Genomic DNA, 25,556 nt, shown 5'->3' with positions numbered 1-25,556 from the left:
TTGATTATAGGGGAGATAAGAAAACGATATGCGGAAACCTCACGGACCTCCCGCGGTCTGTATATTCGACTAAAAAAGGAGCGCTGACCCGAGGTCGGCACTCCTTTATCACCGTTTAGAGGCGGTACCCTTGTTTTATTTACGATTAAGCGGATAAAAAATGACGTCGATCGGGAATGCCGATCCCGAGGCCGGAGAAAATTCCAGATCCAGCGACGGTTCGGTCCCATTCGTCCTGGCAATGATCGTATATCCCTGATAATCCATCATGACGCCCGACGGCGGGGCTTGAACGATTTTGCCATTCACCAGGAACGGACCTCTAAACACGCCGCCGCGCGGAAGAATCAGCACGGACATTTTCGGCGGAGCATCGATATGGATTTTGTAAACCACCCCGTAGTTGCCCAGATTGAGAGCAGGCTTCTGGCTGAAGAAGTCCGTTCCGGTCACAAATTGATCCGACGTGCCGTCGCCGATCGCGAAGCTCGAAGGCCTCCGGATCGAGGAAGCATCGATGTTCCATTGCACTTCCGAACCGCTGAACGTCCCTCGGACATTCCCTTTATAAGCCAATCTCGGGAATACGCCGATCGTATCGAGCCCATCCTCCTGCTCCATCGCTGCGAAAGAAAAATACACCTCACCGTCCGTCTCTACATCATAGAGCACATTCATCCCTTGTCCAGGGTAGAAATCAGGCATGACTTTATAATAAGCCGTTTCGTACGGCCTGAGCACCATCGTTTCCACAGCCCTTTTCCCTTGCAGAAACTCAATCGTCGGTTCATTGCCCATCAGGTTAGCGTAGATCGAAGGGTACACCTCCCCTTGATTGGTCGTCTTGATCGTAACACTGCGGACAGGATCGCTATTTCGTACAATGATGGCAAATTTCATTTTTCGATCCGTACCGTTGACATGGGTTGCATACAACCGGGCTTTCCCGTTGACTTTCTCCTGGTACAAAAAGCCTTTCTCCGTAAACGTCTCCGGACTGTCGCTCACAATCAGAGGACGGTCCGCAGGCTTCTGCTCCTGCTTGGGAATCTGCGGGATGCCGCGCAAATATTTGCGAAGCACCGCTTCTTCCTCCCGGACGTAGGTCCCAATAGGCGCGTAATATACCTTGTGCTCAAACGCATCCAAGTAAGGCTCGTTCTTGACGAGTATATTGCGGGAATACGTATCGCTGACATTACCAAGGCTGTCTTTTACCGTGAGAGAAACCTTGTACAGTCCCGGAGTGAAAATCGCCTGCGCATTACCGATCCATTGAATGTCTCTTAGTTCCGTTCCCTTCGGATCATAGCTGAGATTGCTGTAATGAATCGGTTCGCCGATCCGGTACGCTTCCTTGTCCACGGTGAATTTGGCAACAGGCTTGACATTCGGCGCCGCATCGTTGGTAAACCGCGTCCGGTTCGCCTCCGGCTTGACATAGCGCAGCTCGACCCGTTTCAGCTCATGATCGACCTTGCCATGAAAAGCAATATATTGCTGCAGCGCGGCCATTTCAATGTACAGCCGATTTCCCTGAAGCTCGGCATCGGTGCCCCACTTGCGGCCTGTACCGTTCTCAAGAACCGTCCGGTCGGCAAGCGAGTACTCCAGATAAGCCTTCGGCGTCGTGATTTGCACCGCCTGCCTGTCTCCGTCCCACTTCACCGGAATGCCAAACCAGTTGTTCAGCTCTGCGGCAGGCAAGTAAATCCTTCCGTCGAGTTCAAGCGTTGCCGCTTGAGCCTGCGTTTTCGATCCGTTGATATAAACTGCCGTACTGCCGGGATAAAGGATCAAGTGACTGTCCTCCGGGGCAGCCGAGGCTTGTCCGCTCACGACCCCTATCGCGATAGCGGCAGCAAATGTCAGCCACAGTTGACGTAATGGTTGCATCAGCGCATGAATTCCTTTCTATGTTTACTTATTATCTTTCAAAGGATAAAAAATCCATTCGACCGGAGACGTGCTGCCGGGAGCGGCCAACCATTCGATATGTACTTCGGACTCCCTGCCCTCCGGCCGGTAAACCACAAAAATGCCGTCCTGATCCGTGAGGCCGCCTTGAGGCAAAGCCAGCACCCGGCCATTTACTTTTAAGATGCCGTCGACATAGCCATCCTTCGCCCGAAAGGCAATGACGGCTTGATGCGGTTGGTACAAGTACAAGGAATACACCGTACCTCTGTCGGAGGTCTGAGGGGTGTCCGGCGTCCATTTGGACAACACCGGCAAGCTCTTCCCGTCGATATCCGCGTCAAGACGTATATCAGCTGCATCATTAACGGTCCCGACGGCACCTGCTCCGAAATAGGAGTCATAAGGTTGCATGGTTTCGGTTTTGTCCGCCTTCATGACGACAAAGCTGATTTCCGCCAGACCGTCCGCCTCGATGTCCTGAATCGCAGCAAAGCCCTGCCCCGGCTCAAGAGCGACCTGTTTTAATACCGCCGTTTCCCCCGGTTTCACCTCGATGCTTTCCTTCAAGGCCGGCTGGGTCATATAATTGACCGCCGCTTCTTTGGTATTAGCCCGATGCAAGAGGGTCGGCTGAAGCAGTCCTTCACGCGTGATATGTACCGTTCGAGTCTGGCTTGGGTCCGGATTATGTATGACCGCTGCGAACTGCACCTTTTCCTCCATTCCGTTGCTGTGGTGCATAAATAGGCGGGCTTTACCGTTTACGGATTGCTTCCCAATGAGTCCCGGATTTCGAATGATTTGACTTTCCCCGCTGATAATTCGCTTTCTCTCCGTGGACTTCGTCACCATAGCCGGTAGCTGAGGGGCACCGGATAGCGCACGATTCCATTGTTCGGCTTCATCCTTGATGACGCTGCCTGCCGGCCGGGTATACCAGGGAAATTCCGATGCGCTTAAATAGGGCTCATCGATCACCTTCACGCTCTGGACTGCAGGCTCGCTCCAATTCCCGTTCCCGTCGCGCACCTGCAAGGTAACGGAGTAGATCCCCGGTTCAAAGAAGGCCGGCTGGTTGCCGGTCCATCGATATTCCGGAAGCCCTTCGGCATCGGGGTCATAGCTCAAATCAATATAAGAAACCGGCTCGCCGAGCCGATAAGACGGCTTATCGGTAGTAAATACAGCGATGGGACGTGAATTCGGCAAGGTGTCCTCGGAGTAGCCCGATTCCCGATAGGCGGTATCCGTCGGCTGTACGTAGACGATGTCCACACGGCCGGGATCCGGTTGAAATGCATATTGCACTTGCAAGTAGGGCGCGATCCAGCTCAGCTTGACCAGCAGTGCTCCATCACTTATAAAGGCTGTCTCCTTCAAAGGCATCGAAGCTCCGTTGACACGGACCGTCTGGCGCGCCAAGTCCCACTCCAAATAGGCGCTTGGCGTGGTAAGTCCCGCCGTCCTGCGCTCCTCGTTCCACTTCAACTCCAGTCCAAGCTGCTGCGCAGCCCAACGAACCGGGATGTAGAAGCTTCCGTCCACGATCCGAGCCGCCGTCTCTAAAGATACGGCCGAACCGTTGACCGCCGCGGATAATTGCTCATCCTGCAGCTGCAAATGCAGCTTGGTGCCGGATACTTGAGCTGACGCCGGATGCTCCCGGGCCGCCAAAAGCGCTAAGATCAGAGTCAATGATAGCAGGTGTTTCTTGTTCAAGAACCTATTTCTCCTTTCGTGTTTTGCTTCAAAACCCATTTCATGGATTGCTCCACGATTTGCGCAACCCATGATTCCTTGCCTTCTTGATATTTATGTACATTATCCGGAAACGCTTCAGCCAATGTTCTTTTTAGCTCACCGTATTTTTTCGCGACTTCCGGGTGTGCAAGTAAGTATTCTTTAAAATTCAGATGTCTATCAATATGTATATTTCCATTCCCGTATATATGTACATGATGGGTTCTGGCATCCCCTCCCTTTGTAAAATAGCGTCTTCCGGCAATTCCTTGCTCGCCCCTGCAGGCGTATCCGATCGCAGCCATTTCATGATTGTACAAGTCGACCTTATGAATATCTCTGACGATTACCAATATATCAATAATCGGTTTAGCATATCCTATTTGCGGAACGGATGTACTCCCGATATGATAGATGTCTATCATTTCGTCTATGAATATGCGTTTGATTTTTTCCGATTCCGAACGGTACATTTCGTTCCAACGTTCAGTCCACGCAACGATATCTGTTTTCCGCATATACGCCTCCATCCCATGTTCTCTGTATTAGTCCCACTAGATTGTACCATGAATTTGGTTTATTGCGGCGGCAGTCGTTACATTTTTTTAACAAGGGGCAAGAAATTGTGACATTATTTTACATAAAATGAGTTTTTTTGTATAAATGCAATTTTGTTGGGTACAGTAAAGATGAGGCCGGGCTTCTTCTTCATCCCAATCAAGGAGGTTCACAATGTATTATTTATACAGCGGGCTTTTACTCTTAACTGGATTATTCAGCGTCAATTTTATCTATGGTTATCAAAGCAAACATATCGATCCGCATTTTTGGGCTACTTTAAAGTATCAATTGCTTGTGCTCCCTCTGTTCCTGTTCATTAATCTGTGTATCGGGTATGGCATTAAATTTGGCTACAAGGCCATTGGAAACCTTTCTTACGTGCTTGTCGCATCCAAAGGCCTCGAAATCCTCATCTCCCTATTGATCGGGTTTATCTTATTGAAAGAAATACCGACTTGGAAAACATGGATAGGCCTTTCTCTTGTCCTTGCCGGTTTTGCTATTGCCAAAATCAAATAAAAGCAATGCAATGGCCGCCGCAAAACACGAACCCCCGCATCTTTCGATACGGGGGTTCGTGTTATATCTCAGAGTTTGCTTGCTGCAGCCGGTGTTTTTGGCGAAGGATTCTTGGCACCACCCCGTGGGTAGGCGAAAACAGGATCGCAAGCAGCAGGAACGCGCCCGCTACCGTAATCATGCTGGCCGCGATGGAAGCGTCCAGCCATTTGGCCAAGTAGTACCCCGCAACCGCACTGGCCGAGCCAATCAGAACGCTGTATACGATCATCCGGCTCAGCACTTCCGTTATCAAATAAGCGGCCAATGGCGGTACGACGAGCATGCCGACCACAAGGATGGCCCCGACGCTCTCGAAGGAGGCGACCGTCGTCACCGAGACGAGCCCCATCAGCAAGTAATGGAACAACGCTACCGGAATGCCGACTGCCGCAGCGAGTCCCGGATCGAACGAGCACACCTTGAACTGCTTGTAAAACAATCCGATGACAGCCACATTGAGCACCAGAGCCAAACCGACCAGCCAGACGGCTTTGGGTCCGATGTCGACGCCCAACAGCTCGATCGTATTCCAGGGGACATAGGCGATTTCTCCGTAGAGAACACAGTCGAGATCCAGATCGATATTGCGTGTGTACAAGCTCACCAACATGATACCTACCGCAAATAATGCCGTAAATACCACTCCGATGGAGGCGTCCGATTGCACGCCGCTCTGTTGGAACATCTGGATCAGGAATACGGTCAGCAGCCCGAGTGCGGCAGCTCCGAGCATCATCGCCACGGAATCCCGGCTTCCGCTGATGAGAAAAGCGATGACGATGCCGGGCAAAACCGAATGGCTGATGGCATCGCCGATCATCGCCATTTTGCGCAGCACAAGAAAGCAGCCGACGACACCGCAAGCGCTCGCCACCAATACGCCGGTCAGAATGACATACAACGTATTCACGCCGATTCCCCCTCCCGGACTGTGATCGGACTTTCGATCATCATCCTCCGTTTCACCGCAAGACGGGTCAGCAGTTTCGAAAGCATCCCTCTTCGGGGAGCAAAAACAACCGATACGATAAACAATCCGGTCGCGCAAAGGACGCTGAGCGGTCCCGTCGGCAAATTGGCGCCTGCCGTGCTGATCCATGTGCCGACCAAACCGGAAACCGCCCCGAACACGCCGGCCAAGCACATCATTACGCCGAGCTTTTCTGTCCAATAACGGGCCGACACCGCCGGAGTAATGAGCAGCGCAGCCATCAGAACGACGCCGACCGCTTGAATTCCGGCAACAACGGCTACGACGATCATAACCATAATGGCCTGATCGAGCAGCCCGACGGGCAAGCCGAGTCCTCTGGCGAATCCCGGATCGAAGCTGATCAACTTAAACTCCTTAAACAGAAGCGTGCACATACCGATGAGCAGTACAGAGATGATCGTCATCGTATATACGTCGGATAATACCATCGTGGCCGCCTGCCCAAACAAGAATTTGTCCAGTCCGCTCTGATTGCCGTGCCGCTGTGCTGAATTTCAGTCAACAGCATGATGCCGAAACCGAAAAATACGGACAAAACCGCCGCGATGGCCGAGTCCTGTTTGATGCGTGTGTAGCGGGTCATGAAGCCGATCGCGAGCGTGGCAACCACGCCGGCGACCGCCGCCCCGATCAGGAAGCCGAAAATCGATTTCGAACCGGTCAGCATAAAGGCGATGCATACGCCCGGCAAAGCCGCATGCGCCAGCGCGTCGCCCATGAGCGATTGCTTGCGCAAATAGGCGAAACTGCCGATGATGCCGCTGCCCAGGCCCAAAAGCATGCACCCCAGCAGAATCCATGTGGTGTTCGGATCGGCAAACATGTTCAACCAACTGTTCATTCCTGTCACCTCGATTGGATCAGTATCGGTTCGTCATCGCGGTCCAAAATGGTTAACTTGCCGCCATACGTCCGCTGCAGATTAGGCTTGGTGAAGACCGTTTCCGTCGGACCGAACTCGATTACTGAACGTTAAGCAGCATGACCCAGTCGAAATATTCTTTGACTGTAGCCAGGTCGTGGTGGACGACAAGAACCGTCTTCCCCTGCCGCTTCAACTCGCCAAGCAGCGTAATAATCGCTTTCTCGGTAGCGGCATCCACTCCGACGAACGGTTCATCCATAAAGTACAGCTGCGCATCCTGCGCGAGCGCCCTCGCCAGGAAGATCCGCTGCTGCTGTCCGCCGGAGAGCTGGCTGATTTGCCGGTCGGCGTAATCGGTCATCCCAACCTTGGCCAAACATTCGAGCGCAATCCGTTTTTCCTCCGCACCGGGACGTTTAAACCACCCCAGATGCCCGTATCTTCCCATCATCACGACATCCAGCGCATTTGTCGGAAAATCCCAATCTACCGATTCCCGCTGCGGTACATAGCCGACCAGCATCCTTTGATCTTTATAGGGTTTGCCGTAAATCGTCACGTCTCCGGCAAGCCGGGGAATCAGACCGAGCGCCGCTTTGATCAGCGTCGATTTCCCCGCCCCGTTCGGACCGACGATGCCGATCAGCTTTCCTTCCGGCGCTTCGAACGTTACATTGCGAAGAACCGGCTTTTTCTGATAAGCGACGGACATGTTGCTTACCACCAAAGGCGAATGTCTCATATTGCTGCTTCTCCTCCTATTTGTTTATTTCAAAGCTTTCACGATCGTATCGACGTTATGCCGAACCATGCCGATATAGGTTCCCTCCGGCGTTCCCTCCTCACCCATGGCGTCGGAGAACAGTTCCCCGCCGATCACAATCGTGTGGCCTTTTTCCTTCGCGCCCTGAATGACGGCGTCGATCGCTTTGCGCGGTACGCTCGATTCGATGAAGACCGCTTTGATTTTGTTATTGACCAGATAGTCCCGCAATTCGGTCACATCTTTGGTTCCGGCTTCCGAAGCGGTGCTGATCCCCTGCAGGCCCATCACTTTGATCGAATAGGCATCGCCGAAATAACCGAACGCATCGTGAGCCGTCACGAGCACACGCTGCCCCTCGGGAATGGACGCGATTTGTTCCTTGGCATAGGCATCCAGCTCCTTAAGCTTCGCCAAATATTCTTCCGTGTTTTTCTTGTAAGCGTCAGCATGGGCCGGATCGAACTTGACCAGTTCGTCACGAACCGTCTCTGCAGCGGTCATCCAATGCCGGACATTGAACCAGATGTGCGGATCGTGCTCGGTTCCTTGCTCCGGGTCGCCCGCTCTGAGCTTTGAAACCGGGATGTTTTTCGACACCGCAACCGTCGGCTTATCCTTGGCCATCTTTTCGAAAATCTCAACCATTTTCCCTTCCAGATGAAGGCCGTTATAGAAAATGATTTGTGCTTGATCCAGCTTGCCGATGTCTCCTTCGGATGCCTTGTACAGATGGGGATCCACACCCGCCTTCATGATTCCCGTAACTTCCACATGTTCTCCTCCGACATTTTTAACGATGTCCGTAATCATGCCGATCGTAGTCGTCGCCTTCACTTTTCCCCCGGAAGAGGCTTCGTCTGTCGTGGTCTCTTTGGCTCCGCAAGCATTCAGAACGACCACTGCCGCAAGCACGGTCACTACAAAAGCCAGCTTCGCCAATGATTTGCGAAATCTTCGTACCGAATTCATGTTTCATCCACTCCCTCAAATGTTTATGTAGGACAAACTTTTTTATTCAGGCAATTAAATTGCCCTAAGTCGACAATATAGAGTATACACAATATTTTTGCCTTTGTGCAATATATTTGTTAAAATTTACATGGTCATATGAACGATGGAGAAATTTTCGCTTTAAAAATCGAACACACCCAATGATTTTGAGCCACTATCGCATATGATGGTGGTAAAGCCAATTCATTGGATTAAACACATCCCAAAAGAAATCAAAGACCTGCTTCCCTTTGGAGGCAAACGGGGAGGAATAACATTGCCAAAATGGTTAATTGCTTGTGTCGGAGAAAATAATCGCCTATTTCACTTTAGAATGCTCACGTTATTTAAAACGATTAAAACCTTTGGAGGTGAATTAGCAAAAGCAAAATTAGCAGCCTGTTTCGTTGATGAGGCGGATCAGTCCATTTCTCATGAGCTGGACAAGATGGGCGTTCATATCCATATCGTGAAACCCTACCACAGCAATTTACAACGGCACTGCAACAAAATTAGAATGCTTGAAATCGAGGACGACTATGATGTTATGGTGGCGCTGGACTGTGATACTGCCGTAACCCGGGATTTTTCTGCAGAAATTTCTGCAGATACGATCCGTCGCTGCGATTCGTTACTCGATCCGCTCGATATCAATGAATGGAAATATATGTATGGTCATTTTGGTCTGGCCATGCCAAATGATGAAATGGCCGTTCATGCCAACAGCGCGGTCCTTTTCATCCCAAGAAAGGATGTACGCAATCTAAGAAATGCATGGCTGCATTATGCCAACTTGATTACCGACACGTTTCATTCTAACGAGCAATGGACCAGGTTTGCCCAACACAAATACTACACGGATCAATTCGCACTCTCCATGGCTTTGGCAGATCTAAAAGCAGACGTACAATTGCTGCCTGCTGAATTTAACATTCATATTAATGGAGCTTATCAAGGCTGGGCTGATCAGCTTCATCCATATATTCTCAGTTACCACCACAATGTAACCGAGGATGGGAAGCTGAAAACGACGGGGATGACCGTGCCGGATCAATATATAAGCAAGGTGAATGCGATCTTGGGAAATCATTCGCAATCAGGCTGAAGCGGCCTTAGTCTTCAGATAAACCAGGGATCGTTTTTACGATAAAAATCCCAATATGACAGACTGTATAAGGGCTCCCCTCGGCGGCCTGTCATATCGGGATTCAAGTTGAACCGGCGTTTATATAATGACTCTGGATTTATAGCGTTTGGTGCGTGCGGCAACGGAACACCAGCCTAAAAGGGTATCGTCATCTTCTTTCCATGTATGGCTATCTTTATTGCTTCTTCTCAGATAAACCAGATTATACTTATCTGCCGAAAAGATTTTAAACCCTTTTTCCATGCTGTCTTGACAAAAATATACATCCTCGTTAATGGAAACATCCCGATTCCGAACGTGATCATACACTTTTCTTTTTACGATTTTTTTCCCGCCATCTAAGAATGAATCGGCATCCAAATATTTATATTCTTGAAATTTGTTCCGGATGGCAAGGATTTGTTTGGTTTCCAGATATAAATAATAGGTGAGCTTCCCGACAATGTCTGCATCCGTGTATTGAAAGGCATGCATCAGATCGGTCAAATAATGCGGAGCATAAAAATCATCGTCATCAAAGGTGGCAATATAATCATAACGGGCCTTTTCTACGGCAAAATTGTAACAATATCCCAAAGAGGCTTCTTGAGGCAATTGGTAAACGGATACATGATCATATCTCTTGGCCCTTCTCTTCCACCTATGGACGTCCATATCATCCCGGTTTAAGATGATAATGAGCTCTTTGATGCTCCAACATTGATTTTGATAATTCTGAAATATATTACCTATAAAATCCGGTTTATTCGTACAAGTGATCATCGTAACACCTTCCATAGGGCCTTTTGAAAATCTGTCTCTTAACCCCATCAAGAAACATTTGCCGTAATCCGGAATATCCAAAAGCTCTGATATACTCTTTTTTTCATCCTCAGCAGATTTAATGGCAACTATACTTTTGAATAACCGTTCGATGGATTGTGTTGTTGGACCCATGCCATCCTCACCTTTTCTTTGATGTGTAATATGATATGAAATAAATGAGTGAAAGGAGACGTAACAACCCGCCAATCGATGCCTAATTCCATTAACCATGCCTGGTATGCCGGCCTTAAACAAGGAATAAACGACATGCATTGCGAGGTGTGCTCATTGAGAAACCTGTTGGTGATGAATCATTTCCCCACCATTTTCCCTCCGGATACCGGCGGCGTGCTTCGATATTTTCACATTTACCATCAATTAAGCCAATGCTACGATATTACATTATTATCCCAGAAATTTACACCCAAGGTGGAGGTTATCCATTACTCCGATACGTTTAGAGAGTTCAGAATGCCCGTGGAAGATGCTCATTATCGGATTACCGAACAATTGAAGTCTGAAGGTACAGGACCGGAATTCTCTACTCATGCCGCTCTGTGTTGTGCCCTCATCGACGAACCTGCACGTACATTCCTCCACTACTATCATCGCCTTTATCCAACCGCGGATATCATCATTCATGACTCCCCTTTCTTACTGAAACATGACGTTCATTTCGGTTCGGATCACAAACCGAGGATATACAACAGCCATAACCTCGAATCCGAATTTGCAAAGCATGTTTGGTATGGAGCGCGTTCTCATGACTATATTAAACTCGTAACCCGGCTGGAAGAAACACTGGTTCGGCAGGCCACGCTGGTTTTCGCAACGTCGGAACAGGAAAGAGACGGCTTTATCAAGGCCTTTTCATCCGATCCTTCCAAAATCAAAATTGCGCCAAATGGAATTCATCCCGGAGCATGGAAGCCAAGAAAAAAGAAGCGGACCGGCAATGCAAGGGTAACAGCCTTTTTTATCGGGAGTATGCATCAACCGAATATTGAGATTGTACATTTTATTATTTCTCAATTGGCAGACCTGTGCGGACATATGGATTTTATCATCGCCGGTCCATGTGGTGATGATTTTTCCCATGTGGATAAGAAAAATATAAACCTATTGGGTCAAATTGATGAAAAAGAAAAATTGCAGCTATTTTCCGAAGTGAATATCGCTATTAATCCCGCATCTTTTGGTACTGGGACAAATATAAAAACATTGGAATTTTTGTCTGCCGGAATTCCATTGGTTTCTACCCAAGTGGGTGTAAGAGGTTTACATCTCGTCCAGGGAACACATTATCTCCATGCTGAAAAGGAGAATTTTGCAATGACTTTAAACCGAATATCAGGAAATAAAGCTTTACTGGAAAAAATCGCCCTCCATGGGCAGAGCTATGTAAACCAAACATACAGCTGGGAAGGAATTGCGAAAAAGCTGAAGGAGCAAATCGATTCTTTATAACCGATCCTTTGGCTGCCGGTTTGCAATAAGGAGGCTCAATGAAATATGAAATCCATCAAAAGCATCAAAGAGCTTTTATCCATCGTAGACAGTATCGAGGGGTGGCTGACAGCATATGAGCAGCTTGCATTATTACACTTGCCTCCGTCCGTTGACCATCTGTCCGGAGATATCGTCGAGATCGGATCATTTAAAGGAAAGAGTACCATTGCATTAGCTCTCGGAAGTTCGTTCATCAGTTCTAAGAAACGCCCGATCTATGCGATTGACCCGTTTGTTGTCCCCCCTTTTCAGTATTTTTGGGATAATGTTAAGCAGCATGGGCTTGAACATGTCATTATGCCCATAAAGAAGCATAGTGAACATGCTTTAGATGATTGCCCCAAATCCATAGCGGCGATATTTATTGATGGGGACCACGAATATGCTGCAGTGAAAAAAGACATTATTCATTATACCCCCAGAGTTGTACAGGGCGGATTGGTCGTTTTCCATGATTATTGCGATTATTGGCCAGGCGTCCTCCATGCAGTGAATGAACTTTGTAAGCCTGAGCATTTTGAGTATGTAATGATATATGACAGCTTATTAGTTCTGCGAAAGCTTTAAAAAATAGGAAATGACCCGGGGTTGAACCGGGTCATTTTTGATGCTGATGGCATATTGCGATACGATGTGCTGTCATTCGGGCAAACCAGTGTTGGCTAATGTTTTCATGACGGCGGTATCCGGTATCGAGTAATCGCGGGGCAAATACAGCAAGAGCTCTTTCCAAATCCGGGTATAAAAAAGGATATCGACCTCAAACCTGAATATGCTTTCCACATCATCCCGGTGAATACCCGGTTGGCGGATCAGACCATATTCCCCTTCTGGAATCGTGTCCGTCGTTGGCTGTATGGTTTGGATTTGCTCTAACGCGCGATGATAGATGTCGATCGTTTTCGTTAGTATATTGCGGTTGTTCCATTGCGTCATCCCCCATGTTTGCGCATGACCTCCCAATTGTTGGCGCAGCGATGGATTGTTCATCAATTCAAGCAATTGCTCCGCCAGCTCTACGCTGCTTCCTTTTTCAAAAAGAAGCCCCGTTTCTCTATGCCTGATCATTTCAGGTATGCCTCCGACATGAGATGCAATAACGGGTTTACCGGCCAACTGCGCTTCTATCACAACAAACGGCAAATTATCATGTAAAGACGGGACGACAACAATATCGGTCTCTTTTAACAGGGTGGAAACATCATTACGCTCTCCCATGAAAATGATATGGTCGGACAATCCTTTTTGCCCTGCATACACCTCAAGCTCAGTCTTGAGCATGCCGTCTCCTATCATCCAACAAATGAAATCATGACGTTGTTCTTTCAATAGCCCTAAAGCATTGATCAGTATTTCATGCCCTTTCAAAAGCACGAGCCGACCAATACATGAGATCACGATTTTCCCGGAATGATCGTTGGCTAAAGGTTGATTATGTTGATGGTGCAAAGAAGACATATCGATGCCATAAGGGATAATATTCATTCTTGGATACGGGATGGCAATTTCTTTGCTTAATTCCTTAGCGAGCCATTGTGAGGGAATAATGATCTGTTCTGCCGAAGCCGCTCCAAGAGATTCTTTTACACAAAGATACTTCCACCATTTTTTGGCCAATTTGCGATTTTCATTGTAAATATCTTCATCCTGCAGCAATTCTTTAGAATAAAAACCGTGAACGGTGGCAACGATGGGAACGTGCCGCGGTTTAATTCTGGATAATGCGCGTGTGCTGATCACATCCTGCGTATGAATCAGATCATATGAAGCAAAATCGAATAAAGATGCAGCCAATTCAAATGTATACCGTTCCGCTTCCTGCCAAATCACCCATGGATCAACATGCGGAAAATGCTTATTAAAATACCGGTTCAAGACATGATCAATAAAATCCCGGATTTTTGTTTTGTTCACTGACTTTCCATTCCATTTCGGATCTTTACTAATGAAGTACAGGTGATGGGAATCGGGATGGGAGGCTAAAATATCCACTTGATGACCTTGGCTCTCAAGAGTGTTCCTTACCACTGAAACGTACGTAATGATGCCGCCGGAATGTGGAAACGGCCAAAATGTGGCCAACAAGATTTTCAAAGGGCTCACCTGCTTTAAGTCGTCTCGTGTTACCAATGGTCATCCGATTCATATCCCAAATAAATTAACAGTTCTCCGGCCGTCTGTTTAAATACACGTTTAATTTCATCCGTAAAATACCGTTTCCACTCCCCCGTTGTGGCATGCTGAAGCGCCTGAGACACCGGAGCGTCCTGCAAACGCTGAAGATATTCCGTCTTTGAACGTTCCGGGAGCCGGGTATCTTTCCATAAATAGTCCGCTATCCGATGCATCTCAGCCAAATAACCGGATGGGGCATTTACCAAATTTTCATACGGGATCGTACATAGGTTCGGATCCTGCAGCCAGCGCAAATAAGGGATAAATACATGGTTTATATTACTATATCCTATATGTTGAAGACCGTAACGCCGGGCGTTAGCTCTCGTATCGTAAAACCCGGTAATCATCTTCATTAGCCGTTCATCCAAGGATTTCATATGTCTTGTGAAATATGGATAATACAGATGTTTGTTGTCTTCGTTGAGAATAAAAGAAAGCTGGTCTAATAGGACATCTCTGGGATCGCGATAAATAAAGATTCTGCGAATCCGATGGTCGTCCAGCCATTGCTTCATTTCCCGGCTGTAATCGAGATAACCGGCCCACACCTCTCCATCCCTTATGGTTTTCAGTCTTGCATATACATCTTCCTCCCATTGGTTGATCCAACCGCCCGGACGTAACGGAGGCATCCCCGAAACCAGTTCATTTAAAATGTGAATACCGCTGTCGGGCACCCCAAGCAGTACTGCTTTCGGCATCTTGATCGTCATCACCTCTTTCTCCGGCTGAAGTTTCAGGCGTTGAGGAGATTTCGCTTCCGGTAATTATCGGAAAATGAAAGCCGGCTGCCTCCCATGCTTATAGCCAAATTGACGGCTTCAATATGGTCGCCTATGATCAATTGCCGCACTTGATGATCCATTGCCTTGTTCGTTTTGGCAATCACATTGATGCTTGCCGCCGTTCCTACTCGAAGCCCCTGCAGGATGGCCATGGCTTGAGCCTTCGGCGGGACAGATAATGCCCGACCTACCGCTTCCAGGGCTCTTCGCGACAAGGCGTGGGGAAACGTGTTCAGCGAATTGGCCCCCAGTTCCTGTCTTTTCAGGCAGCAATTCAGAAAATATTTCATGATCGTAGGTTGGTCCCAATGAGCAAATACGGGGAGATAGGGAGTAATATCGTTTAAAGCTATATCCATCCCTTCGCCTACCGCATGAATAAAGGGAAGCAATTGTTCAGCTTTCATGGGGATATCCCCGTCCAGAAACAGCACAATATCCGAATCGGTCATTTGGGAGCCCAGAGCCCGTCCCGCATCATCTCCCGACTGCTTCTTATCATGGACAATAATCGCTTTGGAGTGTTTGCCAACCTTGCTCAGCAAGGATTGGTTTACATCATGGACCATCACAATAATTTCATCTAACGGAAGCCGGTTTAATTGCTCAATCCAGTTAACGACGGTGTCTTCCTCATTCATGGCCATAATAACGGCGGATACGGAACCTTGGACGGGTATCAACAGTCCTTCTTTTAAGGATAAGCCGGAGCTTTGACAATATCCGTCCATATAACCTTGTACCGCTGCCTTGTATTTTTTCCAATTGATTTTTCCGGGAAAAAGTCTTTCGCAGTGACGAATCCACAGCTCATTCAAGGCTTTTTGAGGATAGGCCTCTCCGTTTATCGGTTGGGTTATGGCATCCCCCCAACCGGCTTTAAAGCAGCGTACCCTCCATTTCGCCAAGGTGGTTGGCCGGGTTTGGGCCGAGCGGCCGAGCGTTTTTTTGAATACCCTCTTTCTTTTTGCCGTTACCTTACGCATCATCATCTCACCTCACCAAATGCCTCTTATTGGGTAGATCAGGTATGCCGCCCCTGGCGTCTGTGGCTTGAATCACCCTTTCCATAGCTTCCAGATGGTCGCCAATGATCAATTCCGCCAATGGATCAAAACCGTTTTTGATCCTGTTCCGTTTCCGGTTCATCTTCCCTACCGGCACACGATTCACCCGCCTGATTTTAAGCCCTTTCTGCACGGCTATGGCCATGGCTAAAGGCGGAACGGCTAACGCTCCGGCTCCAATCATCGCAAGCGCTTTTCTTGCCATGGCATGAGGAATCGTCGTCATGGACGCTCCTTTGAGATCGGAACGGGATAACATGACGTTCAATGCGTATTTAGCAAGTACAACACTGTGTACCTCTTTTTTATATATTGGACCTGAATGGTTATTCAGGGCGATATCCGCCCCATTCTTAATCGCCGCCACCAAAGGAGTGAGCATTGACGTTGAAACCTTGATATCGCCGTCCGTAAATACTAAAATATCCCCCTTCGCTTCCATCGCCCCGATCGCTCTGCCGACATCATGCCCTAACGGCTGTTTGAAACTGATGACTCTTGTCCCTGACAGCTCTGCCAGCTCTTCAGAGCCGTCCGTCGATCCATTAGCTACCACGATAACTTCCGTTTTGGAGTGAACCCGGCTGGCTGCCCGGATAACATGGCCGAGCGTCTTGATTTCGTTCATCACGGGAATGATAACGGAAACCTTGGGCGCCTCGCTGTTATGAAAGAATGTTTTCACCGGCCGCTTTGATTTCGGTTTGTTCGCAGTCGTCTGCTTCATCACTAGGTTTCAGCTCCTTTGTGCTAAAGGATAACCTGTACTTTCCATATCCTATGAATTTTCTTCCATCGTGAGAAGGGCTTTTGTTTAGAAAAGCTCTTTTTGGGCAACCCCTATCGCAGGTAAAAAAATAACACCTCTGCTGATAGAGGTGTTTGATGGATTGGTGAATCTGATAACAAGAACAAATGTTCTTATTTAGTTTGCTGTCGCCTGGCCATTACAATAAGAGGTTTGCCGGGCTTTTCCTCAGACCGATTCATCCTTACTCAGTTGATAAGTCTCATAAAGTCCTTGAAAAAGATCGTACAGGGGCTTCCAATTCAGCAGGCTTCCCGCCTTCGCATGGTTCAGGCAGCTGTGCTTGATATCCCCCGCCCTCTCGTGCGTATAAACGACCGAAAACTTCTCGTGGTGGATTTTACGCAGCATGAAGACCAGCTCGTTTATTGAGGTGGGAACAGAGGTGCCGACATGAATGATTTGCCGGTCGCCTCTTTCTATGGCCGCAAGATTGGCACTGACAACATCCTTCACATAAACAAAGTCGCGCGTCTGCTCTCCATCCCCAAAAATGTTCAGGGGCAATCCCCGTTTAATCCGATCAAAAAATATCGCTACTACGCCTCCTTCCCCTTTGGGGGTTTGCCTGGGACCGTAGACGTTCGCGTATCTTAAAATCGTGTACTTTAATCCGTACAGCTGATGAAATACTTGAAGATACAATTCGGGTGCCCATTTGGAAATGCCGTAGAAGGAAATGGGCTGCGCAGGGTGATTCTCATCGATCAAGGATACATTCAAATCTCCGTACACCGCACAGGATGAAGCATAGACGACTTTCTTCACCGATGCTTTCGCGCAGGCCTGCAGGATATTGGCCGTTCCTGCAATATTGATGGAGGCATCGTAGCCGGGATCGGCTACGGAACGCTGCACATCAACCTGAGCGGCTTGATGGAACACGATATCCGGACGCTCTCTAAGGATGAGTTGTTCGGCTTCCTTGCTTATGATATCCACCTGATGCCATATCGCTCCGTCCGGGACATATTGCGAGTTTCCCGTGGACAAGTTGTCGATCACATGCACGGTGATTCCTTTCGCTGCAAGAGCTTCAGCCAGATGAGATCCGATGAATCCGGCACCGCCGGTGACGAGAGCCTTCATGTCCCGTTCACGGCTTTGTCTTGTTGTTGTCTATACCAATCGATGGTAAGCCGCAGCCCTTCATCCAGCGTAACCGTTGGCTCATACCGGAGAATGCGTTTGGAGCGAGTCAGATCGGGAATCCGTGCCCGCATATCTTCATAGCCGACGCCGTACGCCTTCTCATAGGACTCGAATAGTATCGGCGAGGATGAACCCGCCAGATCGCGGATTTTGTGCGCCAAGTCCAGAATGGAAATGGGATTTGCGGAGCCGAGATTAAATGCCAACCCGTCGGCCTTGGAATCCATAGCTGCGATCGTTCCGGCAACCGTATCCCCGACGTAGGTGAAGCAGCGCGTTTGCTTTCCGTCACCGTACACCTTGATGGGGCTGTTGGTTAACGCCGCCTTGATAAAACGCGGTACGACCCCGCCATATTGCGAGGAGACCTGCCTGGGTCCATACGCGTTAAAATACCTTACCACCGCAACCGGAAGTCCCATTTCCGCATAAGCAAAGCACAGATGCTCGTCGATCGCTTTAGCGGTCGCATAACACCAACGGTGAATCGACGGAGATCCGAGGACACGATCCGAATCTTCCCGGAAAGGGAGGTTATCGTTTTTGCCGTAAATTTCCGAGGTGGACGCAAACACCACCTTCATTTTTTTTTCATGAGCAAGCTCCAGGACGTTGCGGGTTCCGTCGATATTGCCTTCGATGACCTTGAGCGGATTTTCGACCGTATTTTTCACACCGAGGACGGCCGCCAGATGGAACACCGTATCGCAATGCCGCATGAGCTCCCGAAGCAGGTCTTTATCCGTCACTGAACCGTGCACCATCGTATGTTGGCCGCTCTCCGCAGCCTTATCCAGAAATCCGCTCTGACCGGCGGACATATCATCCAAGGTCCACAAGCGGTGCCCCGATGCAATAAGCCGCTCCACCAGATGGGATCCGATAAAACCGGCTCCTCCTGTTACAAGAATGTTCATTTGGTACCTCCTTGGACCTTAGATTAAAACGATATTGTCGCGATCCTTTACCTGTTTGGTAGCGTTGCGCGTATCGATCACAAGCCACGCATTGGCCGCCAACGTCTCGTAAGGAATGCGGGAGTGATCCGTAAGGATGAGCACGCAGTCATGCTGCTGAATGTTTCTCTTCGTAAGCGAAACCCGTTTGAGCCTGTGGTCGCCTGCTTGAATTTCATCGATATACGGATCATGGAAGTTTACTTTTATCCCAAGCTCCAAAAGCTGCTGTATGATGGGAATCGCAGTAGACTCGCGAAGATCATTAACGTCTTTTTTATACGTGACGCCGAGAACAAGAACTTTATTTTCGTGAAGGGGCTTCTTGGCAGACAAACATTGCTGCACTCGCTGTACGACATACGCCGGCATGTGTTCGTTAATCTGATGGGCCAAATCAATAAATCTCAAATCGACATCGAATTGCTTCGCTCTCCATTTCAAATAAAGCGGGTCTACGGGTATACAGTGTCCGCCAATCCCCGGACCCGGATAATACGGGGTAAAGCCGTACGGCTTCGTGCTTGCGGCTTCGATGGCCTCCCAGAGATTGATCCCCAGCTTCTCGGACATCATGGCCAATTCGTTCATAAAAGAAATATTAATCAAACGCTGACAGTTTTCGAGTATTTTGGTTAATTCGGCTACCTTGGGCGAGGAAACGATCACGACACGGTCGAATATGCTCTCATACACCGCTTTGCCCAAAGCCGTGCATTTCTCGGAAACCCCTCCGAGAACCTTCGGTATTTCACGCATCTGCATCCTTTGGGCGCCCGGATCGATACGTTCGGGAGAATAGGCCAGATACACATGCTTTCCGACCTTCAGCCCCGTTGATTCAATTAACGGTTGAAGTTCTTCTTCCGTAGTCCCCGGAAAGGTCGAGCTTTCCAATACGATCAGCTGTCCTTCATGCAAATGCGGCAGTATTCCATTGATGGCCTCCCTGACATAGGTCAAATCCGGATTGAAGTCTTTATCCAAAGGAGTAGGGACACAAATAATAATGGCATCGGCATGACTTACCTCGCTAAAGGAAGTGCTGACATGGAATTTATTGGCAGAAAACATGGTTCTAATATCTTTTGTTGTAAAATCGGATAAGTAGCTCTGCCTGTTGACAAGCTTATGAACCTTTCTCGCATCCACATCAATTCCATAGACAACATGTCCATTCTGAAGAAATAATTGGGCGAGCGGAAGTCCGACATATCCCAAACCAAGAATCGCAATGGTATGCTTTCCCGCTGCATTCACTCTCTCCACCCCCTTTTATCGTAAATCGTGAATAATTTTATTGTACGCTTGAGATTTTTTAAACGTTATAGAGTGATATTCCATATGAGGAAAAATAGTAGAATGACTATGGATCGAATGGTTTCCTGTTTTTTCCATTGTCCTCCCTCCTTTTCTGCTAAGTTACCATATCATACGCTGGAGATCTTTTATGCGTCATAGATTGATACCCCATAAGGAGAAAAATAGTAGAATGACCATGGACCGAATGAACTCCCGCTTTTTTTATTGTCCAATCCCCTTTTCCCGCTGGTTGCCCTATCGTGAGTTTAGGATCTTTGATGTGTCATAGATTAATATCCAGATTGCCGAAATATAGTAGAATACCCCTAAAACCGCCTGTTATAGGCTTCCAATCTACCTAAAAGCAGATCATGCATGAGGTTGATAGCCTATTAAAATGGTTGTTTATACCTTACAGCATTGCGAGACGGAGCATACAATGAATCCGAGGGCCGATAAGGAAGGGATGAGGATATGAAAATACTGTTAAGCACCTATTTTTATTTACCTCACGTAGGTGGTGTTTCCACTTATGTGGATATTTTAAAGAATGAGCTGGAAAAGATGGGGCACGAAGTGGACGTATTCGCTCACTATCCTGACATGGAAAAGTATTATATGCCGAATAATGGCCGAACGCTGGAGAAATTTAAAATTAAAGAGTTTGTTTACGAAAAAGTGTACACCTATTATGAGCAAAAAATGGCCCACGTCGATCCCTGGATCCGCTGGAGAGAAATCGAGAGATATTGCTTTGAAACGGCAGCCGTTTCCTTTGGTCTAAAAAAATACGATCTGATCCATACGCAGGATATCGTATCGACCAAAGCGCTGTGGCGAGTCAAACCCAAAGGCACTCCTTTGATTGCAACGATTCACGGGTGCCTCGCTAAAGAGTTTATTTATTCCGGGGAAGTTACCGGAAAAAACACGCTGCCATGGAAATACGCATCCGCTGAGGAATATTATGGAGCCGTCTCGAGCGATATGACGATCGTTCCAACCAGATGGCTCAGAAATTTGAACATTTCGGAGTTCAAGGTTCCGAAAAATCATATGAAGGTCATCCCGTACGGTATGGATATTCGCGCATTTCAGGGAAAGATGGAACAAGGAACAACCTTAAAAAACCCGCCGGATAAAAAAGTGCTCATATGCCCCGCCCGACTCGTTCCCGTGAAAGGGCACAAGCATTTGCTCGAAGCACTGTCCCTGCTGAAACAGAAAAGAAGCGATTGGGTATGCTGGCTTGTGGGGGATGGAGAGCTGCGCGGCGATTTGATGCAGCAGTGCCTAAACTTGAATTTGCAGGAGCACGTCCTGTTTTTGGGAGCAAGATCCGATGTGCCTGCTCTGCTTAAACAGTCGCAAGTTTTTGTTCTTCCCAGCTTGCAGGATAACCTGCCTTTCTCGGTCATGGAAGCTCAGGTTGCAGGAAAAGCCGTTGTTGTTTCCGATGCCGGCGGCATTCCGGAAATGGTCGAGCACGGTAAAACCGGTTTAGTTTCCCCCGCAGGCCAAAGCCAAGCTATGTATCGAAACCTTTTACGCGTTCTTGAGGATGATCTGATCCGGAGGCGGTTGGGCGAACAGGCCAAACAATGGGCGTTGTATCACTGGTCTATAGAAAAGATGATGGAGCAGACATTCGATGCTTACGAATCCATAGTATCCAAAAGAATTGTACGGCGAGGAGGTACTCATATTGGGCGATAAAGTGAGAGTAAGTCACCGGAATCTGTTAAGCAGAAAGCTCAAAGCCATCATCAGTCAAAACAGGCTGATGAAAATTTTGAAGGAACTGAAAAATAAAGCTTCGGTGTATAAAGTATCCGTCTCAAAAAGACGCAAAGCCAAACTCCTATCGAGGAAAAAAATAGCAGATGTGAAAAAGATATTACTAAGAAAACGCAAGCTGAACACGGTGACAAAATTGAGGAAAAGTTCGGCAGCAGAAAACAAGAAAATACGAAATAAACGTAAAATCATGCGGCTCAAGAAAAAATTAGCGGCCAGAAAAAAGTTGGGCTCCAAACGTGTTAAACAAAGAAAATGGACGACGAAAATGAGATTGCTCCGAAAAGCGGCGAGAAAAAGACAGATGAAGAAAAGGAAATTATTCAGCAGGCAGCCGGGCAAAGATCTTCAGTTAGTTGCAGGAGACACGGTAAGCATCCCCGTTTCTCCGGTCTGGCCGGCCGAAGAGTTTTCATCCGGTGCGCTCGCACCCGCGGATCAATACAACTCCCTGTTTTCGTTTGAGGTAGACACCTCGAACAATATCCAGGTAAACCACGAATTGTGGGATTCGATCGTCGCAAACATGCCTAGCAACTATTCGATTCCGGATTCTGATTTTGTTAAAAGATTGTCCCTGCCGGCGGAGCAGATCAGTTCTGCGGAGAAGCAGTCTTCCTTACGAACGACAGCGATAGAAAATGATGTCTCTGTGGAAGGAATGGTGGAACCTCCTTTAATTGACTTACTTTCAGAGGGGCCAATATCGACCGCAGTGGATCTGCCCTCCGCTGACGCCGGCGGAGCAAATGAACAAAAAAATGATGCAGACAAATAACGGTTTACGAGGCAAAGAGGGTTCAGCAAGATCGGCATTATTTGCCCAAAACAGAAATCAAGCCGGATATTCTGTGAACATATCCGGCTTGACTTCCGCTAACTTTCAAACAACCTTTTTAAAAGGGTCAGGTCGGGAATGGAGTAGGTTTGCGGGAGCCTCTCCAAAACAGATATCCAGAAAGTCTCCTCCCCGTCCCACGGCCCGGGAATGCCGCAGTTTTCGATGAAAGATTCGACCGGCATCGTCGGTTCGAGCGATTGGAGGAACGAGGGATCCAGCAAAGTATAATCTGCAGGCAGTGTTTCTTCCAACTTCGACCATAGCTGCGGGTTATAATGATCATAGAAGTCAAAAGAAAAAATCATGATTTCTTCACCTTCTTCAGGGCTTCATCGTATACCGCCATTGTCCGTTCGATTAAGGTAACGGAAGACCATTGCTTCAGCGCCCATTCTTTTGCTTGCGCAGCAAGACTCTCCCTCAATAGCGGATCGTTCATCATGCTGACCAACCGGTGGGCCAGCTCCTCTTCTTGATCCACCTCGAATAACAGTCCTGTTTTTTCATGTTGGATCATTTCCGGAATACCGCCGGCATTGGAAGCCACGATGGGAACGCCTGACAACTGCGCCTCCATTATGGAAAACGGCAAATTATCCTGAAGGGAAGGCAGCACCATAAGGTCCGATTGGTTCAGGAGATAAGGTACGTTGGTCTGATCTCCAAGCAGCGTTACCCGCTCCGTCAATGCGTAGTCTATAATCAACTGTTGAATATCATTGTGCAATGGTCCGTCTCCGATGAGCCAGCAATGCCAGGACGGATCCGAAGTTAATCTGCGCAAAGCGCCCAGCAGTATACGGTGCCCTTTCACAGGAACAAGCCTTGCTATACAGCTGATCGTAAACGCCCCCTTCTTGTCCGCCTGCCCGGTAAAAGGCTGCTTGAGCCGGTCTTCGAACGCTTGAGTATCCATCCCGTAGGGGATGACCGTCAGCATTTGCGGCGGTACGCCGAATTGAGCCAATTCCCTGCGCAGCCAATGGGTAGGTACAATCGTGGAATCCGCAGAGATGCACCCGTAATACTCTTCATCCGATGCATATTTCCAGGCTAAACTTTCTTTACTTCTGATTTCACCCGATATCAAATGCTCCTTGGCCAGCAGACCGTGAATCGTAGCCACCAAAGCGGTTGAGGGCGGTTTAACTCTGGATAACGCACGAGTTGAAATGATATCCTGCGTATGAATCACGTCATACTGCTTTAAATCAAACAGCGATGCTGCCACCTCGAAGCAGTAACGCTCAATTTCACGATAGCGGATCCAGGGGTCTACATGGGACAGGAAACGTTGGAAGAATCGCATCACCTTATCGTAAATGACCGATTTAATCGGCCATTTTTCAACCATTTCCCCTCCATTCACCAGGTAATAATGCGCCATATCCGGATGATGCGCCAGCACGTCCACCTGATGACCTGCCCGCTCTAATTGTTCCTTCAATAGTCGAACGTACACGTCTACGCCCCCCACATGGGGCAGATACCAGTACGTGGCCAATAATATTTTTTTCCCGGCTTGATCCCCGAAGCTATTGGATGTCGGAGTCACCGGAACGAGGATTGGAGCTTCCCGGCTTGGTTCAATGGGAGGTACGGAAGACATGAAATAAACGCAGCCTGACATAAATTTTTTTTGATTCATACCGGAAATGGCGCCGATTGCGATCCAAGCCCCTTCATGATTGCGTGTGTTCGAAACCGAATAACCAAATACTTCGGCTTCGCTGCCGTTAAACTCATGAACGACCTCTCCGCCCATATTCAATACATAGCTACTCCCGGCTCGGGCTCCGGCCAGTACCATCGGAGTGCCGGTTGTTCGATCGACTAGAGGAAAAACGCTTAATCCCAGTTCCTGAAGCCCGAACCAGCCTTCCTTTTCCAACAGTATTTTGTTTTGATAGACGGAAATTATCGTGATCGTTCCGCATCTTACTTCTTCACCGCTTGCCTTGGGCGAACCCACGATCACCTCTTGCGCTCCGTCTCCATCCATATCGTATACGGAAACGTAGTATCCGAATTCATCATAGGAGCGTCGCCCCGCGGACTCGTACAGTAAACCCTTGTCCTGGGAATAGATAAGAACTCTTCCCGTTCGCTCCGCTCCGGCTTTTGAAAAGCGGGGGGCGCCGATCACGATCTCGTCCCTCCCATCTCCGTTAACGTCTCCTGATGCGAGCGCAAAGCCCAAGCCCTCCCGCTCCACTCCTGTAAATTGCGCCAGAACGCTCTTGTCGGCACCTGAAAATATCGTAACCCTCCCGTTTCGTTCCAAGCCGTCGGGATCCATGTAATGGGACGAGACTGCGATATCCGGCACCCCATCGCCGTTCCAATCCAGAATCGTGATGGCCGTTCCGAGCCTGGCGTAATCTTCTTGGCCATCCCATCGGTCAAGCAATTCTCCCGTTCTGCCGGAAAAAACCGATACCGTACCGCACTCGATCCGGGAACCGGAGCTTGACCGCGGCGCGCCGACAATAATCTCGCATATGCCGTCGCCATTCATGTCCGCCAACGCAACAGAAGAGCCGAAGCACTCCCCGTACTTCTCCCCTTTTAAAATAAACAAAAGCCTTAATTCCTGCGAGTACACGTACAGCTTTCCCGTATAATAATGGGGGATCGGATTCACTCCGTATTCATCCTCGATATGTGTCGCCGTGCTTGCCGCAATAATCCATTCATCGTGGCCGTCTCCGTTAATATCTCCCGAAACGATCCGATGTCCGAATCGGTCATGCTCTCTTTCACCTTCTAACTGCTTCCATAAATAAAATGGCTTCTGATTGCTCAACCCTTAT

Annotated in this window: 21 protein-coding genes and 2 pseudogenes; 6 read left to right on the top strand and 17 right to left on the bottom strand. The window is 48.4% G+C overall.

Going from position 1 to position 25,556, the window contains the following annotated elements; genetic code table 11:
• Window positions 1–135 precede the first annotated feature (135 nt).
• From BLT35_RS20365 to BLT35_RS20355, 3 genes are read right to left on the bottom strand one after another with little or no spacing between them, the layout of a single operon-like run.
• Entirely contained in the window at window positions 136–1,896 is a 1,761-nt protein-coding gene (locus BLT35_RS20365) for a stalk domain-containing protein (protein WP_074729622.1), read from the bottom strand.
• 24 nt (window positions 1,897–1,920) lie between these two features.
• Entirely contained in the window at window positions 1,921–3,639 is a 1,719-nt protein-coding gene (locus BLT35_RS20360) for a stalk domain-containing protein (protein WP_062408290.1), read from the bottom strand.
• The gene (locus BLT35_RS20355; RefSeq protein WP_054817264.1) at window positions 3,636–4,178 is read right to left on the bottom strand and encodes a GrpB family protein; all 543 of its coding nucleotides are present in this window, start codon (window positions 4,176–4,178) and stop codon (window positions 3,636–3,638) included. The genes BLT35_RS20360 and BLT35_RS20355 overlap by 4 nt, the downstream gene beginning before the upstream one ends.
• 214 nt (window positions 4,179–4,392) lie before the next feature.
• Between BLT35_RS20355 and BLT35_RS20350 the strand changes: the two genes are divergently transcribed.
• Complete coding sequence (locus BLT35_RS20350; RefSeq protein ID WP_054817263.1) at window positions 4,393–4,740, top strand: hypothetical protein; 348 nt, start codon at window positions 4,393–4,395, stop codon at window positions 4,738–4,740.
• A gap of 61 nt (window positions 4,741–4,801) precedes the next feature.
• Here BLT35_RS20350 and BLT35_RS20345 read toward each other — a convergent pair whose 3' ends face one another.
• The 4 genes and pseudogenes from BLT35_RS20345 to BLT35_RS20330 form a co-directional block, all read right to left on the bottom strand.
• The gene (locus tag BLT35_RS20345; protein WP_074729621.1) at window positions 4,802–5,692 is read right to left on the bottom strand and encodes a metal ABC transporter permease; all 891 of its coding nucleotides are present in this window, start codon (window positions 5,690–5,692) and stop codon (window positions 4,802–4,804) included.
• Window positions 5,689–6,617 (bottom strand): annotated as a pseudogene (locus BLT35_RS20340) (metal ABC transporter permease). Before BLT35_RS20340 ends, BLT35_RS20345 begins: the two are co-directional and overlap by 4 nt.
• A 5-nt stretch (window positions 6,618–6,622) precedes the next feature.
• A pseudogene (locus BLT35_RS20335) lies at window positions 6,623–7,383 on the bottom strand (metal ABC transporter ATP-binding protein).
• A gap of 24 nt (window positions 7,384–7,407) precedes the next feature.
• A complete protein-coding gene (locus BLT35_RS20330) occupies window positions 7,408–8,376 on the bottom strand; it encodes a metal ABC transporter solute-binding protein, Zn/Mn family (RefSeq protein WP_062408287.1) in 969 nt (322 codons plus the stop codon).
• 205 nt (window positions 8,377–8,581) lie between these two features.
• Here BLT35_RS20330 and BLT35_RS20325 point away from each other — a divergent pair, with 205 nt between their 5' ends.
• Window positions 8,582–9,502 (top strand): GT-B fold glycosyltransferase domain-containing protein, encoded by a 921-nt coding sequence (locus BLT35_RS20325; protein ID WP_254777633.1) that lies wholly within the window; start codon window positions 8,582–8,584, stop codon window positions 9,500–9,502.
• 120 nt (window positions 9,503–9,622) lie between these two features.
• On the opposite strand, the gene BLT35_RS20320 is transcribed toward BLT35_RS20325, so the two are convergent.
• Window positions 9,623–10,480 (bottom strand): glycosyltransferase family 2 protein, encoded by an 858-nt coding sequence (locus tag BLT35_RS20320; RefSeq protein WP_074729619.1) that lies wholly within the window; start codon window positions 10,478–10,480, stop codon window positions 9,623–9,625.
• A 78-nt stretch (window positions 10,481–10,558) separates the two neighbouring features.
• Between BLT35_RS20320 and BLT35_RS20315 the strand changes: the two genes are divergently transcribed.
• Both BLT35_RS20315 and BLT35_RS20310 read left to right on the top strand, forming a co-directional pair.
• Window positions 10,559–11,815 carry a glycosyltransferase family 4 protein gene (locus tag BLT35_RS20315; RefSeq protein WP_254777632.1) on the top strand — a complete coding sequence of 419 codons (1,257 nt, stop codon included), beginning with the start codon at window positions 10,559–10,561 and terminating at the stop codon, window positions 11,813–11,815.
• A 45-nt stretch (window positions 11,816–11,860) separates the two neighbouring features.
• Window positions 11,861–12,424 carry a class I SAM-dependent methyltransferase gene (locus BLT35_RS20310; RefSeq protein ID WP_074729618.1) on the top strand — a complete coding sequence of 188 codons (564 nt, stop codon included), beginning with the start codon at window positions 11,861–11,863 and terminating at the stop codon, window positions 12,422–12,424.
• Window positions 12,425–12,496: 72 nt separating this feature from the next.
• Here BLT35_RS20310 and BLT35_RS20305 read toward each other — a convergent pair whose 3' ends face one another.
• The 7 genes from BLT35_RS20305 to BLT35_RS20275 form a co-directional block, all read right to left on the bottom strand.
• Window positions 12,497–13,960, bottom strand: a complete 1,464-nt coding sequence (locus tag BLT35_RS20305; RefSeq protein ID WP_302848198.1) for a glycosyltransferase family 4 protein — start codon at window positions 13,958–13,960, stop codon at window positions 12,497–12,499.
• A 20-nt stretch (window positions 13,961–13,980) separates the two neighbouring features.
• Window positions 13,981–14,748: a sulfotransferase domain-containing protein gene (locus tag BLT35_RS20300; protein ID WP_074729616.1), complete on the bottom strand. Its 768-nt coding sequence runs from the start codon at window positions 14,746–14,748 to the stop codon at window positions 13,981–13,983.
• Between the two features lie 23 nt (window positions 14,749–14,771).
• Window positions 14,772–15,812, bottom strand: a complete 1,041-nt coding sequence (locus BLT35_RS20295) for a glycosyltransferase (protein WP_062408281.1) — start codon at window positions 15,810–15,812, stop codon at window positions 14,772–14,774.
• Between the two features lies 1 nt (window position 15,813).
• Window positions 15,814–16,614 (bottom strand): glycosyltransferase family 2 protein, encoded by an 801-nt coding sequence (locus tag BLT35_RS20290; protein WP_083351365.1) that lies wholly within the window; start codon window positions 16,612–16,614, stop codon window positions 15,814–15,816.
• A 249-nt stretch (window positions 16,615–16,863) separates the two neighbouring features.
• Window positions 16,864–17,784, bottom strand: coding sequence for an NAD-dependent epimerase/dehydratase family protein (locus BLT35_RS20285; protein ID WP_074729615.1), 921 nt, complete (start codon window positions 17,782–17,784; stop codon window positions 16,864–16,866).
• Complete coding sequence (locus tag BLT35_RS20280) at window positions 17,781–18,764, bottom strand: NAD-dependent epimerase/dehydratase family protein (protein WP_062408279.1); 984 nt, start codon at window positions 18,762–18,764, stop codon at window positions 17,781–17,783. Before BLT35_RS20280 ends, BLT35_RS20285 begins: the two co-directional genes overlap by 4 nt.
• Window positions 18,765–18,782: 18 nt before the next feature.
• A complete protein-coding gene (locus tag BLT35_RS20275) occupies window positions 18,783–20,063 on the bottom strand; it encodes a nucleotide sugar dehydrogenase (RefSeq protein WP_139170833.1) in 1,281 nt (426 codons plus the stop codon).
• A 516-nt stretch (window positions 20,064–20,579) separates the two neighbouring features.
• Between BLT35_RS20275 and BLT35_RS20270 the strand changes: the two genes are divergently transcribed.
• Window positions 20,580–21,821 carry a glycosyltransferase family 4 protein gene (locus BLT35_RS20270; protein ID WP_074729613.1) on the top strand — a complete coding sequence of 414 codons (1,242 nt, stop codon included), beginning with the start codon at window positions 20,580–20,582 and terminating at the stop codon, window positions 21,819–21,821.
• The gene (locus BLT35_RS20265; protein WP_074729612.1) at window positions 21,811–22,680 is read left to right on the top strand and encodes a hypothetical protein; all 870 of its coding nucleotides are present in this window, start codon (window positions 21,811–21,813) and stop codon (window positions 22,678–22,680) included. The genes BLT35_RS20270 and BLT35_RS20265 overlap by 11 nt, the downstream gene beginning before the upstream one ends.
• A gap of 98 nt (window positions 22,681–22,778) precedes the next feature.
• Here the strand turns inward: BLT35_RS20265 and BLT35_RS20260 are convergent, their stop codons facing one another.
• Both BLT35_RS20260 and BLT35_RS20255 read right to left on the bottom strand, forming a co-directional pair.
• Window positions 22,779–23,048: a hypothetical protein gene (locus tag BLT35_RS20260; RefSeq protein ID WP_074729611.1), complete on the bottom strand. Its 270-nt coding sequence runs from the start codon at window positions 23,046–23,048 to the stop codon at window positions 22,779–22,781.
• Window positions 23,045–25,549 (bottom strand): glycosyltransferase, encoded by a 2,505-nt coding sequence (locus tag BLT35_RS20255; RefSeq protein WP_074729610.1) that lies wholly within the window; start codon window positions 25,547–25,549, stop codon window positions 23,045–23,047. The genes BLT35_RS20260 and BLT35_RS20255 overlap by 4 nt, the downstream gene beginning before the upstream one ends.
• Window positions 25,550–25,556 lie beyond the last annotated feature (7 nt).

Source organism: Paenibacillus naphthalenovorans, from assembly GCF_900099895.1.
Taxonomy (GTDB): domain Bacteria; phylum Bacillota; class Bacilli; order Paenibacillales; family NBRC-103111; genus Paenibacillus_G; species Paenibacillus_G naphthalenovorans.
This window is presented reverse-complemented; position numbering and strand designations above follow the sequence as displayed.

What these genes read in the sequence shown, in the direction of transcription:
- BLT35_RS20365 (WP_074729622.1), bottom strand. Translation starts at nt 1,896, where the DNA reads ATGCAACCATTACGTCAACTGTGGCTGACATTTGCTGCCGCTATCGCG.
- BLT35_RS20355 (WP_054817264.1), bottom strand. Translation starts at nt 4,178, where the DNA reads ATGCGGAAAACAGATATCGTTGCGTGGACTGAACGTTGGAACGAAATG.
- BLT35_RS20350 (WP_054817263.1), top strand. Translation starts at nt 4,393, where the DNA reads ATGTATTATTTATACAGCGGGCTTTTACTCTTAACTGGATTATTCAGC.
- BLT35_RS20330 (WP_062408287.1), bottom strand. Translation starts at nt 8,376, where the DNA reads ATGAATTCGGTACGAAGATTTCGCAAATCATTGGCGAAGCTGGCTTTT.
- BLT35_RS20325 (WP_254777633.1), top strand. Translation starts at nt 8,582, where the DNA reads ATGATGGTGGTAAAGCCAATTCATTGGATTAAACACATCCCAAAAGAA.
- BLT35_RS20320 (WP_074729619.1), bottom strand. Translation starts at nt 10,480, where the DNA reads ATGGGTCCAACAACACAATCCATCGAACGGTTATTCAAAAGTATAGTT.
- BLT35_RS20315 (WP_254777632.1), top strand. Translation starts at nt 10,559, where the DNA reads ATGCCTAATTCCATTAACCATGCCTGGTATGCCGGCCTTAAACAAGGA.
- BLT35_RS20310 (WP_074729618.1), top strand. Translation starts at nt 11,861, where the DNA reads ATGAAATCCATCAAAAGCATCAAAGAGCTTTTATCCATCGTAGACAGT.
- BLT35_RS20300 (WP_074729616.1), bottom strand. Translation starts at nt 14,748, where the DNA reads ATGACGATCAAGATGCCGAAAGCAGTACTGCTTGGGGTGCCCGACAGC.
- BLT35_RS20295 (WP_062408281.1), bottom strand. Translation starts at nt 15,812, where the DNA reads ATGATGATGCGTAAGGTAACGGCAAAAAGAAAGAGGGTATTCAAAAAA.
- BLT35_RS20290 (WP_083351365.1), bottom strand. Translation starts at nt 16,614, where the DNA reads ATGAAGCAGACGACTGCGAACAAACCGAAATCAAAGCGGCCGGTGAAA.
- BLT35_RS20285 (WP_074729615.1), bottom strand. Translation starts at nt 17,784, where the DNA reads ATGAAGGCTCTCGTCACCGGCGGTGCCGGATTCATCGGATCTCATCTG.
- BLT35_RS20280 (WP_062408279.1), bottom strand. Translation starts at nt 18,764, where the DNA reads ATGAACATTCTTGTAACAGGAGGAGCCGGTTTTATCGGATCCCATCTG.
- BLT35_RS20270 (WP_074729613.1), top strand. Translation starts at nt 20,580, where the DNA reads ATGAAAATACTGTTAAGCACCTATTTTTATTTACCTCACGTAGGTGGT.
- BLT35_RS20260 (WP_074729611.1), bottom strand. Translation starts at nt 23,048, where the DNA reads ATGATTTTTTCTTTTGACTTCTATGATCATTATAACCCGCAGCTATGG.